This window comes from Halobacteriovorax sp. GB3 (assembly GCF_028649655.1).
In the GTDB taxonomy this organism is placed as follows: domain Bacteria; phylum Bdellovibrionota; class Bacteriovoracia; order Bacteriovoracales; family Bacteriovoracaceae; genus BSW11-IV.
On the sequence record NZ_JAQSLN010000003.1, the window covers coordinates 1,395,328 to 1,410,018 of the forward strand.

The window sequence follows — 14,691 nt, forward strand, 5'->3', positions numbered from 1 at the left end:
CCTCCAAAAAATTAAGAATTAACTTTCTCGATTTTCACATCTAACTTAGAAAGCTTTTCTGCTAATTTCTCATAGCCTCTCTCTAAGTGGTAAACACGATCAATAGTCGTTTTTCCTTCGGCGCAAAGAGCTGCGAGAACAAGCGCAGCAGAAGCTCTTAAATCAGTACACATAACAGGTGCAGCTTTAAGAGGTGTTCCCCCCTCAATAACAGCAGTATTACCTTGTAGACTAATCTTAGCACCTAAACGGTTGAGTTCAGGTACGTGCATAAAGCGGTTTTCAAAAATATGTTCAGCAACAATCGACACACCTTTTGCCTGTGTCATAAGTGCGATCATTTGAGCTTGAGCATCAGTTGGGAAACCTGGAAATGGTGCCGTATCAATTTTTGCAGCAGTTAACTCGCAAGGAAGAGTCTTCACATAGTCTTCTCCTACTTCAAACTTCGCCCCCATGTCTTTTAGGATTTCGATAACAAAGTCTAGATGATGTGGATTAAACTTACTTACTTTCAACTCTGATTGAGTCATAAGCCCGGCCATAATATATGTGGCCGCTTCAATACGATCACCAATGGCTTCGTATTCGACTTCATGAAGTTCATCAACACCTTCTACGATAATACTAGAAGTACCAATTCCTGTAATTTTAGCACCCATAGCATTTAGAAAGTTTGCAAGATCATCAATCTCAGGCTCTTTTGCAGCATTTTCAATAATTGTTTTACCATTAGCAAAAACGGCGGCCATCATAAGGTTCTCAGTAGCACCAACAGATGGGAAAGCAAGTGCGAGAATATTTCCTTCTAACCCACCTTCACAAGTTGCTTCAACATAACCAGCTTCGAGATTAATCTTTGCACCTAGTTTTTCTAGGTTAGAAAGGTGAAGATCAATTGGTCTTGTTCCAATAGCACAACCACCAGGAAGCGAAACCTTAGCTTTTTTGAGCCTTGTTAAAAGAGGTCCTAGTGTAAAAATAGAGGCCCTCATTGTTTTAACGAGGTCATATGTCGCTTCATGAGAATTTAAGTTTTTCGCATTGAAAGTTGTCACATTTCCATTTGTCGTTACTTCAACACCAAGATTAGAGAGTAACTTGATCATTGTCTTAATATCTCTAAGCTCTGGTAAGTTCTTCAAGTGAATTGGTTTATCATTTAAAAGTACGGCCGCTAAAATCGGAAGATAAGCATTCTTAGCTCTAGATATTTCAACTTCACCATTTAACTTTACTGGCCCTTCTATAATTAATTTATCCATTTTTTCCTCGCAATTAAAAAACGATCCCTTGAAGTGTAATCCTCTTTAACTTCAACATTAGTGAAGCCAATTTTCTTTGCAATGTCAGCAAGTTTTTGCAGATGATCTTCATGACCTTCCATTAAAAAGACACCCTCTTCAAGAAGAGAGTCATAGGCTTGGGCAAAGAGTTTTTCAAACCATTCAAAGTATGTTTCATCATTTAAATAGAGCGCTAAATGAGGTTCATATTGATCAACTTGATCGTGAACTTGATTGCGATCAATTGACTCCATAATATAAGGAGGATTGCTAACAATCACATGAAATTTTTCGTCAATATCTTTCAAACGATCAGTCTGAATAAAATGAACCGAAGACTCTTTTAATATTTTAAATCTTAAATTGTAGTAATTTCTTTTGGCCACAATAAGGGCCTTCTTTGAGATATCAGTAGCAATTGCATTTACTGGGCGTTGAATTTCTTGTACCGCCGATAAAACAATCGCTCCACTTCCCGTTCCAATATCGCAAATCCTTAAATTCTCATCCGTCTTTTTTATCCATTCTTTCATCTCACTAACTGTGCACTCGACAAGAATCTCAGTCTCATCCCTTGGAATTAAGACATCAGGTGTAACGAAAAATTCAGACTTATAAAAATAAGAACGCAAGCGGATATACTCAAGAGGATACCCGCGCTTTAGATATTCAAAAAACCTAGAAATGGGAGAATTCAATGTAGGAATAAATCGACTTTCAAATAAGTCGTCTACATTGATTTGATAATGAAGGCAGAAACTTTCAAGCTCTTGCTTTAATCTTCTTGGAGCTAAACCAGGATAACTTCTTAAAAGCATATCTTTATGCTCTCTATAAAAGTCCTCCGTATACTCTCCAAAAGATTTTCCCTTCATTTACTCTTCCTGACCCTTTAGTAGCTCAGCTTGATTGTGCGCGATAAGAGCATCCACAACAGGAGCAAGATCACCTTCAATAATTTTATCAAGAGAATATAGAGTTAAGCCTATTCTGTGATCAGAAAGCCTTCCCTGTGGAAAGTTGTATGTTCTAATACGCTCAGAACGATCTCCTGTTCCAACAAGACCTTTTCTTTCGGCCGCTTCCACTTCGTGCTTCTTTCTCATGATTTCATCATAGATACGAGCAGCAAGAATCTTTAGGGCCTTCTCTTTGTTTTTAAGCTGTGATCTTTCATCCTGACAAGCGACAACTGTGTTTGTAGGCTCGTGTGTTACACGAACAGCAGAGTCAGTTGTGTTAACCGACTGTCCACCAGCACCACTTGAGCGGTAAACATCAATACGAACTTCGTTAAGATCAAGTTTGAAATCTACTTCATCAGCTTCAGGAAGAATAGCTACAGTAATTGTAGATGTGTGAACACGCCCCTGAGATTCCGTTTTAGGAACTCGCTGAACTCTATGAACACCAGATTCATATTTTAGTTTAGAATAAACTTTATCCCCAGTTACAGAGAAAATAACTTCTTTAATCCCTTCATCACCTTCAGAGATTGAAATGAGTTCGTGCTTCCATCCGTTATCGCGAATATAGTTTTGATACATTCTAAAAACATCTCCAACAAAGATCGAAGCTTCATCACCACCAGCTCCAGCTCTGATTTCAACGATAACGTTTTTATCATCGAGCGGATCTTTTGGAAGAAGAAGAATCGTTAAGCGCTCTTCATATGGTGCAATCTGTCCTTCATTTTCAGAAAGAACTTCTTTTGCCATTTCACGCATATCTTCGTCTTTTTCATTTTTTAGAATTTCTTTCGCTTCCTCAATGTCTTCTTTGATTTGCTTATATTCTCTAAAGACTTGAACAATCTCTTCAAGATTTGCTCTTTCAGAAGAAATCTTTTTGAACTCATCCTGACGATCATAAATTGTTGGGTCAGCTAGTTTTTCTGTCAATTCTTCATAACGATCAACAACAGCATCTAACTTATCAAACATATATATTCCTTTATAAAACCAAAAGGGCCAACCCAAAGGTCGGCCCTATTTTTAAATCAATTTAATGGTCTACTTATTCATGCTTTCCATAAATTCAGCATTTGTTTTCGTCTTCGTCATACGACCGAGCATAAATTCCATAGCGTCGATTGTATTCATTGGGTGAAGAACTTTTCTAAGAACATAAGTTCTTTGAAGATCTGCTGGATTCATAAGAAGGTCTTCTTTACGAGTTGAAGACTTATTAATATCTAGAGCAGGGAAAATTCTCTTCTCTAGAAGTTTTCTATCAAGTTGAATCTCTGAGTTACCAGTTCCTTTGAATTCTTCGAAAATAACTTCGTCCATTCTTGAACCAGTATCAATAAGAGCAGTTGCGATGATCGTAAGAGAACCACCGTTTTCAATATTTCTTGCAGCACCAAAAAATCTCTTTGGTCTGTGAAGAGCATTTGAGTCAACCCCACCTGATAGGATCTTACCTGACGGAGGAACAACTGTGTTATAAGCACGTGCAAGACGAGTAATTGAATCGAGAAGAATAACAACATCTTCACCTGCTTCAGTTAAACGCTTCGCCTTTTCAAGAACCATCTCAGCAACCTGTACGTGACGATTCGCTGGCTCATCAAATGTAGATGAAACAACTTCAGCTTCAACGTTACGTTTCATATCAGTTACTTCTTCTGGTCTTTCATCAATAAGAAGAACGATAAGTTTTGCATCTGGGTGGTTATCAGAAATTGAGTTTGCTACTTCTTGAAGTAGAACTGTCTTACCTGCTTTTGGTGGAGCAACGATGAGACATCTCTGACCAAAACCTTGAGGAACAAACATATCAATCATACGAGTCGAATAATTTGTTGGCTTTGATTCAAGATTGATTTTCTTTTCTGGATAAAGAGGAGTGAGGTTATCAAAAAGAACAGTCTTTTTGTGAGCAACAGGATCTTGTCCGTTGATCGTATTAACCTTTAAAAGTGCGAAGTATCTTTCGCTATCTTTAGGAGGTCTAATTTGACCTTCTACTGTATCACCTTTTCTAAGACCAAAACGTCTAATCTGAGAAGGTGAAACATAAATATCATCGGCACCTGGAAGGTAGTTGTAACCAGGAGATCTTAAAAATCCAAATCCGTCCGGAAGAATTTCAAGAACTCCACCACCGAAGATGTCTTCTTTATTTTTAGCAGATGTTTTAAGAAGAGCAAAAATAAGCTCATGTCTTTTCATACCACTATAGTTTTCAATCTTAAGCTCTTCAGCTTTCTTGTTTAGTTCTTTAATGTCCTCTGTTCTAAGATCATTAAGATGCATTAGCATAGTCTCCTGACAATATAGTTGATTTTATAATTTTTGATTTTTGAAGGTTAAACGCAATTGTTAACCTTTAGTTCCTCTACCATTTCTGACGGGATTTATAATAAGGGCTGGTTTTCACGGATAGTGAATACTTTAAGTATCCCCACTTAAAGGTGATTGTCAAGCGACAGCCAAGGAGATATTGGTCACAGAATATATAATTACAGTAAGTTACCACTATTTCTTTCAAAAAAACATGCTCCATAACAACAATTGGTCTTGGCCGTCCATTTGATATATATTGATGCCCATGGAATTTTCGAATTATAAAAACTATGAAAGGTTCTTAGGTAAAACGATTCTCGCAATAGACTACGGCACTAAAGTTACAGGTCTAGGCATCTATACTCCAGGTCGCGATCCCTATCCACTTCCATTCAATAGAATTGTCTACAAGAGCGATCAGCAAATTTTAGAAGATCTCAAAGAATTCATTGATGATGAGTGCGTTGAAGTTTTAGTTTTAGGTATCCCACTTCATCTAGATGGTAATCGCTCTGAAATGACAGAAAAAGTCGAGGCCTTTGGTGAACAGTTAAAGAAGAGCTACTCTAATCTTGAGGTCTATTATCAAGATGAGACTCTCACGACCTACGAAGCGCAAGAGCGCATGAAAAATTCTCCTCGATACAATTTCAAAGTAGACGTTAAAAAGATTGATGAACTTGCTGCATCGATCATTTTAGAAGATTTTATAAAAAAAGATTGAGGAATCTCTAAATTCTTGATGAACTTTACATTTAACATTATTCTAGGCTTATGAACAAAAAACATCTTATCTTTATTTTTTTAGTCCTCGCTCCAGGTCTTGCATTTCTTGCAGTTGGAGTTCGAATTTATGATCAAATCAATTGGTGGCGCTATGACGGTCCGAGTACTGTTTTCGAAGTTAAACCAGGTGAAAGCTTTTCCAGTGTTAACTACCGTCTAAAGAAGCAAGAGCTCATCTCTAGTTCTAAGATCTTTTATCGCTACGCTAAAATAAATGATCTCATGACAAAGATTAAGGCCGGTAAATTTGAAATTGCTAAAGACTCCAATATGCTCGACGTTTTTGAAACACTCATTAACGGTAAGGCGATTGCCGCTGAAGTCACAGTCCCCGAAGGTAAAAACCTTTTTGAGATCGCTGAGATATTAGAACAAAATAAAGTCATTAAAAATGCAAAAGAATTCATTCGCCTTTCTAAGGATCAAGAATTTGTTCAATCTCTTGGAATTCCTGCAAATAGAATTGAAGGATACCTCTATCCAGATACATATCATTTCAATGAGGCCATGCCTGAAAAACAAGTTATTAAAACGATGGTTGATCTCTTCAAAAAGAGAACATCTGACTTAGATTTTTCTAATGCTCCTTTTAGTAAGCATAAGGTGATTATTCTCGCCTCAATGGTTGAAAAAGAAACAGGTGCAAGTTTTGAAAGACCTGTTATTGCCGGAGTTTTTCACAACCGTTTGAAAAAAAGAATGAGACTTCAATCAGATCCAACAACGATCTATGGAATCTATGAAAACTTCAACGGAAATTTAAGAAAGAAACATCTACTTGAAAAAACTCCTTACAACACTTACAAGATTCCTGGCCTCCCTATTGGACCGATCAGTAACCCTGGACTTGAATCCATCAAGGCCGTTCTCAATCCTCAAAAACATGAGTACCTCTATTTCGTTAGTAAAAATGACGGAACACATATTTTTTCAAAATCTTATAAAGACCATGTAAATGCTGTAAATAAATGGCAAAAAACTCAATCAAATCGTAAAGGTCGCTCTTGGAGAGACCTCAATAAAGATCAGTAAGATCTAAAAATCACGAAATACCAAAGCTTTTCACTCAACTTTTTCATGATTCATCCGATAATAGTATCGAGGTGAATCGTGAAAAAGGTTTTATGTTTACTATCAATTTTATTTTTCTTTGCTTCTTGCTCTTCTTCAACAAAGAGAATACAGGTCAGTACGAGCACTCGTGCAGAAGATGAGAACTTCATCGCACTACTCATGAAAAATGAAGACTCATTAGATAAAGTCGTAGTGAAAGAAAAGAGTTCAAATAAACAAAGTGAAACAAATAAGGCGATCGCTAAGTCTGAACCAAAAAAAGAAGAGCAACCTAAGAAAGTTATGGTCTCAGAGATTTCAGACAAAGACTTGCAAGAATTTATCTTAGAGAATACTCAACTTGGAGCAACAAGTATCGAAGGTGATAAAATGCGATCACCTGCTTCGATCAATGTCCCTAAGAAATCATCATCCATATTAACGATTAAAAGATATCTGGATGTAGACCTTCGTCCAACAACAAGTTCATTTATGAGGTCTGCATCTAAGGCCACACCTGAAACTCTAAGACATATGATTCGTATGGGAATGGATATAAATGCGACAGATAGTGCAGGAAAAACGGCTCTCATACATGCCGTTCAAAATAAGAGATACGATAATATCCGCTTTCTTTTGAAAAAAGGGGCAGATAAATCCCTATCAGATTCGAGCGGAAAAACGGTACTCGACTATGCCCAAGAGATTGGCGATGATAAAGTACAAGATTTAATTGCCAGATAGACAATCTCACTCAATAAGTTTCTCTTATTCTTACAGTTATAACTATCTAAAACCCTGAAAAATCGTCAAAAAGAATTAAAGTTACTGCTAAAATAGACCGTTAAGTTGGGACACCACATTTGTAAAAAACAAAAGTGGTCAACAATGCGAATGAAGTGAACGCTGTATGCTTCAGGGTAAGGTTACGATTTTGCTTGTCCCGACTCACTGGGCAAGGGTAAAATTTAAGAAAGCCTGACCCATGCACAAGGGCATAACGATGACCGTGCACTTCAAGGAGGAATTATGGAAAAGGCAGAGCTAAAGAAGTTTAAGGAACTCCTACTAAAGATGAAATCAGACATTATCAATAGTGGTGTTCTTAATTCAAGAGAAGATCTTCAAGTTTCAACAGATGACTTAGCTGATGAAGCAGATCTGGCCAACAACGTTATTAACCAACAAGTTACTTTCAACATGAGAAATCGTGAATTTGCGAAACTTCGTGCAATCGAAGTTGCTCTTGAAAGAATTGAAGATGGTACTTACGGTCACTGTGAAGAGTGTGACGAGGCCATTGGAAAGAAAAGACTTGAGCACCAGCCATGGGCAGATCTTTGCATCACTCACGCAGAAGAGCGTGAAAGAGAAGAGCAAAGATTTAAAAGAATCGGATAAGAAATCGATTAATCGCTCTGTATTATATAAAAGGCCCATCTCTATGGGCCTTTCTTCTTTTTTAGTAAATATCGTATTTCTTTACTTGAACACTCTTACCTAAATTATCCGTTTTAGCTAATAACGCCTTTACTCTTAAGTGATGGGCCGTCCATTTTCCATTGAGTCCTCTAATTTTAACTGTTGCCGGTTGTCTTTGAACTGATGAACAAGAAACAACAAGAAATAAAACGGCTAAGATAAAGAAACTTCCAAATGTAATTTGTGACATCGTGTCCTCCCTACACCCACTATGTGTTCAAAAGTGAGTTACTTTTATTAAAGCAAAGGCAATGCCAAGATTTGATAATAGAAATTTAATGACTTAACACACCTCGGAGTCAAATTGTCTGTTCCTTAATGACACTATTTTGACAGAGTTTTTTACTAGGAGGCCTTTTGGCACTTCTCACATAGACCAAAAAGCTCAAGAGAATGAGAAACTAGCCTGAAGCCTTTTTTTTCGACTTCATCTTTAAACATACTGTTAACAACACAACTATCGAGACAGCTCGTTGTATTACATTTAAGACAAATAATATGGTGATGGTGATGCGAATGACCTTGAAGTTTTTCGTAACGAGTGAACCCATCAAGTGATGGAGGCATTTGTAGAAATTGTTTTTCAACAAGTTTTTGAAGATTGCGATAAAGAGTCGATTCATTAACATCTACATCTAATCGCTCTTTAATATCTACAATCGTTAAAGGCTTTTTAGATTTTAAAAATGTTTCAATTAAAGCAATGCGAACATCTGTCACAGAGAGCTTTAAATCTTTAAGAATGTCATGACTACTTTTTTTAGCCAACCTTTCTCTCCTTTAATCGTTCAATCAATCTCGCTAATAGTGATAACAATAGCACAAAGATAACAATTAATGGAACAGTTGAAAGCCTTTCATATTTTATACTCAGGCCCAATCCAGCCAATGGAGAAACGAGGGCAATGAGAGAAGTCTGTAATAATAGTGACTTTAGAGAGTTTGCACTACTACTGAGTATCGTAACAGGTATGAGCAAAAAGCATAGGGAATAAATAAGTCCCATTGAAAAGAGAGAACTTACTAATAAAACAAAAGTAAAAATAATGAAGGGAGAGATATTCTTCTTTGTAATTCCTAGGGAATGCTCAAATGTTTCTCTTTTAATTGTTTTATATTGGATGAAAAAATAGAGAATATAAAAAATTGAAATTATACCTAGATAGTACTGCTCATGTGTAGATACAGTGACGAGATCACCAAAGAAACTCTGTCCCATATGGGCCTCAAGATTTGGAAAGTAAGAAATGATCCCATAGCTTAAACTTAAAAAAACGAGAAAAAGAGCAATAAAGAAATCGCTCAAGTTTCTTTTAAAATTCCCTTTAATACTCAATACCCAAAATCGCAATACACTGATAAAAGCGATGCTAAAAAGTAGTGCGCCAAAGTGAGAGTCATGAAAAAATAACTTCCCAAGTAATGAGCTAAAAATGATGGCCTGAGCGAGATAGAGAGTTTCAAGAGACATCTTTCTCGGTGCAATCTGGCTTCCAGCAAGAGTCAGGCAAATAGCGACTAAAGCGCCAACAATGAACGATCCCGAATAAAAAGAGTAGAGTTCCATCATGATAATGTAACCTCTTTCAAATTAAAGACATGATCCGTTTCAGGTTTTATATGAGAGATAATAACAAAGCCACTAACAAGCTTATCTTTCATCAACTTCATTACAAGTTCCCAAACAGCTCTTCTTGAAGTTTGATCTAAGTGGTTCAAAGGCTCATCGAGAACTAATACTCTCTTGCCTTTTAAAACCTCTAAACTAATAAGTGTTCTTTGCTTCTCTCCCCCACTCGCCTTATTGAAAGGTATATTCATCTTTGACTCATCTATTAATTGAATATCACTAAAAGTCTCGTTCTCGTATGAACTTAAAACTTCTCCAATTGTTAGAGGAATCGATAGTTGTTGCTCAAGTGTCTGAGGAAGAAAGCCAATTTCTTTGTGTGGAAGATTCCACTTAAAGCGTCCTGAAATGGGTTTTATTTGACCTAAGAGAGTTTTGACTAGAGTTGATTTACCGGAACCATTGTCCCCTTTAATCCACAAAAGCTCCCCTTCATTTAAATCGAATGAAAGGGAACTTTGAATTTTTTTTCTTTTATAGCCTATTGAAAGATCATTTACACTTAATAGATTCACTACTTTGTTATCTCTTTTAAAAAACTCAGATAAAACTCTTTATAGGTTTTACCTGATGATTTTTTCATTCCTAGGGGAACTTTGATAACTTTAACTTTAGAAAATTCTCTAAACTTTTTCAAGACATCTGAGGGCGCAACATGAGAAGCAATTACGGCCGTAACCTTCTTATCTTTTGCTCGCATCGCAGATCGAACAAGTTGACCAGCAGAAGGAGGTACCCCTGATACCGTTTCAACAGATCCAATATTATTTAATTTAAAGTGATTAAAGAAATATGAAAAACTTTTGTGATATTCCATGAAAGGCTGCCCCTTAATCTTTTCAATAAAAGGCACAGCTTCTTTTTCTAACTCAATAACTTCTTTTTTTAATAATTCAAAGTTTTTCAAATAAGTCTGGGCATTTTCACTATCTGTTGCCAGATAGGAATCCAAAATAGCTTCACTAGCTTCGAGATAGGCCTTAGGAGAAAAGTGAAAATGAGGATTCCCCTCTGGGTGAACATCTCCTAGAGAGCGATCAATATTACCTTCTTTCTTATCTAGGGCACTTACTTTTGATCCAGTTTCACAAAAACCTTTTCCGCCTTTTTGAACTTTGACGTTTCCAGATTTTTGTAACACTTTTGGTAGCCAACCAAGTTCAAGGCCAAGACCAACAGAACAAATGATATCGGCATTTGCCGCTTTAAAAACATAGCGTGGCATAGCATCTACGTAATGTGGATCTTCATTTCCAGTTAAAAGAGATTCAACAGAAGCTTTGTCTCCTCCAATCACTTTAGCAGCGTACGCAAGCTCTGGAGTCGTCGTTAAGACATTCACTTTGGCATGGCTTGAAAATGCTACTAGAAAAAATAAAAGATATTTCACGACTTACTCCTAAAATTCATGGGCAGGATGGGCACCCAGAATAAAAACAAATTGAGACAGAATTTTAGTATCTTTACTCAACGTATCTCCCTCTTCTCTTTCAAACTCATGAGAAGCACTTAGACGAAAGGTAAAGAACTCACTGCTTTTATAAGTTAACTGTGGAGTAATTCCATAACTGATATTGTTAACTTTCTTACCTGTAAGAGAATTCTTCTTTGTTAGATCTTTCGTCATATCAACTCGTAATCCTAGAGAACTAAAATGACTTACGTTTTTATCAACAAAGAGGTAGCTACCAATAAGTCGGCTTTCAGTTTCACTCTCTGTTTTATTTTTTCGATACCATGTCTCTGTTTGAACAAGCCAATCAATTTTTTTAAGAACTCTCTTTTTGAATGTTAAATCAAATCCTAGTAACGACAGTTCATCACCATCACCTGAAGTTCTTCCAAGATAACTTAACCCATATTCAAGGCCTCTTTGAGATCCAAAATCAACAAAGCTAGAAGCTCTCGTGTAATGAGTAGGAGCCTTTGGTTTCTCCCCTTCACTATGAGCATGACCAAACTTATGACCAGATGTTATTCCGACTGTTAGATCCAAATAAAATGGAAGAGGGAGAAGTGTTGAAAATTCAGCACCCGTATCAAATACACCTTCATCGCCAAGAATCGACTCATGAATGAGAGGAGCCATTGTAAATGGCCAATCATGTTGGTGAAAACGATTAAGTCGTCCAATCCCTAAAAAAAATTGTCCTACCTTTAATCGAGACCTAGGAATAAGTTTTGACGTTTGCAGATATAATTCATGAACTTCAAATACAGTCTCGCCCTCCTCATCGTGGGCAGCGGCACTTAAACGAGCTTCAAAAAGATGATCAACAGGAGCATAAAGACTTATCTCAGCTCCTCTTACTTTAAAATTTTCATCTGCTTCACTCTGACTATTTAAGCCTTGATCATATACAAGATCTCCAGCAACAGATATTTTCAAACCTGTTGCATCAAAGGCTTGAGATTGAGAAACGAATGCAACGAGTACGATAAGATATTTAAACATCTGTAACAGCCTCCATAGGTCCTTCGACGGCTTTTACTCTTTCCTTAATTCCTATGATTCCCCAAAAAGTTCCTTTTGCTTTTCCTGGAGAAAGCCATTGATCAAAAGCAAAGTCTTCTGAGTTTAAAAGGCAGCTTCCATCACCACCATTAGCTACAGAATAAGAGCAGTCCATAGATGTTCCCCTTCCAGCACTTTCTTCCCATAAAAGGATATGTGCATCTTCATGATCATTATGAAAGTCCATAACAAAAGAAGGACTCTCTAAATCATTAAGATTTTCAAGAGTATGAGTAAGGGATACGCCATTTAAAGAGAGCATTACTTTATAAGAATCGGCTTCTCTTTTAAATTTTAAACTAGCGCCACCTTGAAGCTTTGTATTAGCAAAGAAAACAAGTTCTATACTTTGACCAACTTCTAAATTCAAAGAGAAATCAAATCGATGTCCAATGTTTCCACCATTTGAGGCACTTCCACTGAGACGATACGTATTTGAACTAATTTCTAGTGCTTCAAGTCCGCCAACTTTAAGGGTTTCAGTTTCTACAATGTTTGCACCTGTAGACTTTCCTGTAAGTTCGCCGCAACTAACTAATAGAAAAAGAGAGAATACTAATGAAAGAACTTTCATTATTCTTCTCCAAAGCTAGGCTCATCCTTTCCTGTTAATGAGAAGTGACAAACAAAACCTTCTCCAACTCCATGCTCATGGCAAAGAACATAACGAACCATCTTTTTTCCTTTTAGGTTCAATGAAAATTTAGACCAAATATTTTCTCCATGATGATGATCAGCTTCATGGTCATGATCATGGTCCTCTTTTTCAGACCATACTTTATAAGACTCAATAGCATCAGAAGAAAACCCACGACGCGATAGTGTCGTTTCAATTTTTGCAAGTGCAGCTCTTTCTCCTAGAAGAAGGTCTGATTCAAGCTCATTACTCTTATGCCCTTCTTCGTGACAATCAGTATGATTACCATGGACATGACAGCCATAATCAATTTGAACACCATCTTCTGAAAGAATAGAAACCTCAACTTCGTGCTTTCCATTAATAACTTGGAAGGCCGAAATAGAATCAACTTCAAAAAGAGCTTGAGAATAAGCGGCTTCTCTTGATTGAAACATAAGACTGTCAAAGATATTTGCACTACAAGGGATTGAAATTACTGATATAGCGATTGCTGCAATAAGACTTTTCATCTATTTCCTCCTATTAGATTTTCGGTGATCATAGTTTACACAACCTATTTTTGCAAGTCACTTGCAAAAAATAGCAATTAAATCAATATTTCGAGAACTTAGCATAAAAACATACTGCGTACTTTGAAAACTCACTTCATTTACTTTATTTCAGAACTGTCACAAGTTTAGACGGCCCTCTATCATTTTTTCGATAAAGGTTTAAACATCATCGCTAATCTGCTGTAATTACAATTAGATTTTTGGCAAGGTCTTTGCTTTATATAAAGCACGAGAGGCAACTCTCAGTTTAGACAAGTTCAACGAGTTTAATACATTTGGAGCCATGAATGTCTTTTAAAATTCTGACACCTTTAAAATCATTTGTTCTTGCTGGATCACTTCTTATAGGGCCAAGCTCTTTTGCAAAGAATCCTGTTTCAGTAAAAAGTGTAGGAACTGAAAGAATAAAGCCCGTTTCAGTAAAAAGTGTAGGAAAAGAAAGAAAGCAATCAAGTGCTCTAGACATCGCTCTTTTAAAGTCTAGCTTTGCAAGTTGGGGGGTTGATCCTTCTAATACGAAGTCATCAATTAATCTTCCAAAAGCTTGGATGAACTTTAAGCAGAAAAAAGAAATTGTCGTTGCTGTTATTGATACAGGAATTGATCCATATCACCCATTCCTTAAGGATAATCTCTATGTTCCAAAAGGAACAGTGAGCCCATTAACAAATTACGGTGTTGATTTTTCTAAAAATAGAAAAAGTGCAACGAGACCTTTTGATGATCATGGACACGGTACTCACGTTTCAGGAATTATCAAAAGTGTATTTCCAAAAGTTAAAATCTTAGCTCTTAAGTATTACGACAGAAAAGCAGATGGTAAGGCAAACCTTAAGTCTACTATCGATGCTCTTCGTTACGCTGTTGAGCAAAATGTAGATATCATCAACTATTCTGGTGGTGGACCACAGCCTGATTCACAGGAATTAGAAATTCTAAAGAAAGCTGAAGCAAGAGGAATCCTCGTTGTTGCAGCAGCAGGAAACGAGAAATCAAATATTGATCAAAAGGACAATGCTTACTACCCAGCAAGCTACCCTTTAAACAACATTATTACAGTTACTGCTCACGATCAAAACCTACGCGTACTTTCTTCTTCTAATTATGGAAAATCGAATGTAGATATCGCAGCACCTGGATATAAAATCGGTTCTTCTTCTCCAAGAGGAAGAGTTGGACAACTTACGGGAACGAGTCAGGCAACAGCATTTGTAACAGGTGTTGCAGCAATGATTAAAGCTCAATTTCCAGAACTATCAACGCAAAAGATAATTTCAGCGATTAATCAATCAGCGAAAAAAGAAATCACTCTTGCAGTAAAATGTGCTTCAGGTGGAAGGCTAGATGCAACGAAAGCTCAGCAAGTAGCAGCACAATTCACGATGATGAATCAAAAGAGAAAGCTTGCTAGTAAGAGCAACAATGACCAAGGTAAAATCATCTACAGAATTAAGTAAT

Annotated in this window: 17 protein-coding genes; 5 read left to right on the forward strand and 12 right to left on the reverse strand. The window is 36.7% G+C overall.

Translation table 11 applies throughout. From position 1 onward, the window contains the following. Positions 1-11: 11 nt before the first annotated feature. The 4 genes from murA to rho all read right to left on the reverse strand — a co-directional run bounded on the left by murA (position 12) and on the right by rho (position 4,546). A complete protein-coding gene (gene murA, locus HBN50_RS13110) occupies positions 12-1,265 on the reverse strand; it encodes a UDP-N-acetylglucosamine 1-carboxyvinyltransferase (RefSeq protein ID WP_273870693.1) in 1,254 nt (417 codons plus the stop codon). Continuing rightward, positions 1,253-2,161: a N5-glutamine methyltransferase family protein gene (locus HBN50_RS13115; protein ID WP_273870694.1), complete on the reverse strand. Its 909-nt coding sequence runs from the start codon at positions 2,159-2,161 to the stop codon at positions 1,253-1,255. Before HBN50_RS13115 ends, murA begins: the two co-directional genes overlap by 13 nt. Continuing rightward, a complete protein-coding gene (gene prfA / locus HBN50_RS13120; protein ID WP_273870695.1) occupies positions 2,162-3,229 on the reverse strand; it encodes a peptide chain release factor 1 in 1,068 nt (355 codons plus the stop codon). 69 nt (positions 3,230-3,298) lie between these two features. Beyond that, positions 3,299-4,546, reverse strand: coding sequence for a transcription termination factor Rho (rho, locus tag HBN50_RS13125; RefSeq protein ID WP_273870861.1), 1,248 nt, complete (start codon positions 4,544-4,546; stop codon positions 3,299-3,301). Between the two features lie 295 nt (positions 4,547-4,841). On the opposite strand from rho, the gene ruvX reads away from it, so the two are divergent. From ruvX to HBN50_RS13145, 4 genes are all read left to right on the forward strand, one after another. Beyond that, positions 4,842-5,300, forward strand: a complete 459-nt coding sequence (ruvX, locus tag HBN50_RS13130) for a Holliday junction resolvase RuvX (protein ID WP_273870697.1) — start codon at positions 4,842-4,844, stop codon at positions 5,298-5,300. A gap of 50 nt (positions 5,301-5,350) precedes the next feature. Further along, positions 5,351-6,394 (forward strand): endolytic transglycosylase MltG, encoded by a 1,044-nt coding sequence (gene mltG, locus HBN50_RS13135; RefSeq protein ID WP_273870698.1) that lies wholly within the window; start codon positions 5,351-5,353, stop codon positions 6,392-6,394. A 78-nt stretch (positions 6,395-6,472) separates the two neighbouring features. Next, positions 6,473-7,159, forward strand: a complete 687-nt coding sequence (locus HBN50_RS13140; RefSeq protein ID WP_273870700.1) for an ankyrin repeat domain-containing protein — start codon at positions 6,473-6,475, stop codon at positions 7,157-7,159. A gap of 285 nt (positions 7,160-7,444) precedes the next feature. Continuing rightward, positions 7,445-7,816, forward strand: coding sequence for a TraR/DksA family transcriptional regulator (locus HBN50_RS13145; protein WP_273870701.1), 372 nt, complete (start codon positions 7,445-7,447; stop codon positions 7,814-7,816). Positions 7,817-7,877: 61 nt separating this feature from the next. On the opposite strand, the gene HBN50_RS13150 is transcribed toward HBN50_RS13145, so the two are convergent. The 8 genes from HBN50_RS13150 to HBN50_RS13185 form a co-directional block, all read right to left on the reverse strand. Next, complete coding sequence (locus tag HBN50_RS13150) at positions 7,878-8,087, reverse strand: hypothetical protein (RefSeq protein WP_273870703.1); 210 nt, start codon at positions 8,085-8,087, stop codon at positions 7,878-7,880. A 155-nt stretch (positions 8,088-8,242) separates the two neighbouring features. Next, entirely contained in the window at positions 8,243-8,665 is a 423-nt protein-coding gene (locus tag HBN50_RS13155; RefSeq protein WP_273870704.1) for a Fur family transcriptional regulator, read from the reverse strand. Next, positions 8,658-9,467 carry a metal ABC transporter permease gene (locus HBN50_RS13160; protein WP_273870705.1) on the reverse strand — a complete coding sequence of 270 codons (810 nt, stop codon included), beginning with the start codon at positions 9,465-9,467 and terminating at the stop codon, positions 8,658-8,660. Before HBN50_RS13160 ends, HBN50_RS13155 begins: the two co-directional genes overlap by 8 nt. After that, positions 9,464-10,042: an ATP-binding cassette domain-containing protein gene (locus HBN50_RS13165; protein ID WP_273870706.1), complete on the reverse strand. Its 579-nt coding sequence runs from the start codon at positions 10,040-10,042 to the stop codon at positions 9,464-9,466. The genes HBN50_RS13160 and HBN50_RS13165 overlap by 4 nt, the downstream gene beginning before the upstream one ends. Continuing rightward, complete coding sequence (locus HBN50_RS13170; RefSeq protein WP_273870708.1) at positions 10,042-10,917, reverse strand: metal ABC transporter substrate-binding protein; 876 nt, start codon at positions 10,915-10,917, stop codon at positions 10,042-10,044. The genes HBN50_RS13165 and HBN50_RS13170 overlap by 1 nt, the downstream gene beginning before the upstream one ends. Positions 10,918-10,926: 9 nt before the next feature. Then, complete coding sequence (locus HBN50_RS13175) at positions 10,927-11,982, reverse strand: hypothetical protein (RefSeq protein WP_273870710.1); 1,056 nt, start codon at positions 11,980-11,982, stop codon at positions 10,927-10,929. Next, complete coding sequence (locus HBN50_RS13180; RefSeq protein WP_273870711.1) at positions 11,975-12,616, reverse strand: hypothetical protein; 642 nt, start codon at positions 12,614-12,616, stop codon at positions 11,975-11,977. The genes HBN50_RS13175 and HBN50_RS13180 overlap by 8 nt, the downstream gene beginning before the upstream one ends. Next, entirely contained in the window at positions 12,616-13,191 is a 576-nt protein-coding gene (locus tag HBN50_RS13185) for a hypothetical protein (protein ID WP_273870713.1), read from the reverse strand. Before HBN50_RS13185 ends, HBN50_RS13180 begins: the two co-directional genes overlap by 1 nt. A 329-nt stretch (positions 13,192-13,520) precedes the next feature. On the opposite strand from HBN50_RS13185, the gene HBN50_RS13190 reads away from it, so the two are divergent. Beyond that, positions 13,521-14,690: a S8 family peptidase gene (locus HBN50_RS13190; RefSeq protein ID WP_273870715.1), complete on the forward strand. Its 1,170-nt coding sequence runs from the start codon at positions 13,521-13,523 to the stop codon at positions 14,688-14,690. The last annotated feature ends 1 nt before the right edge of the window (position 14,691 follow it).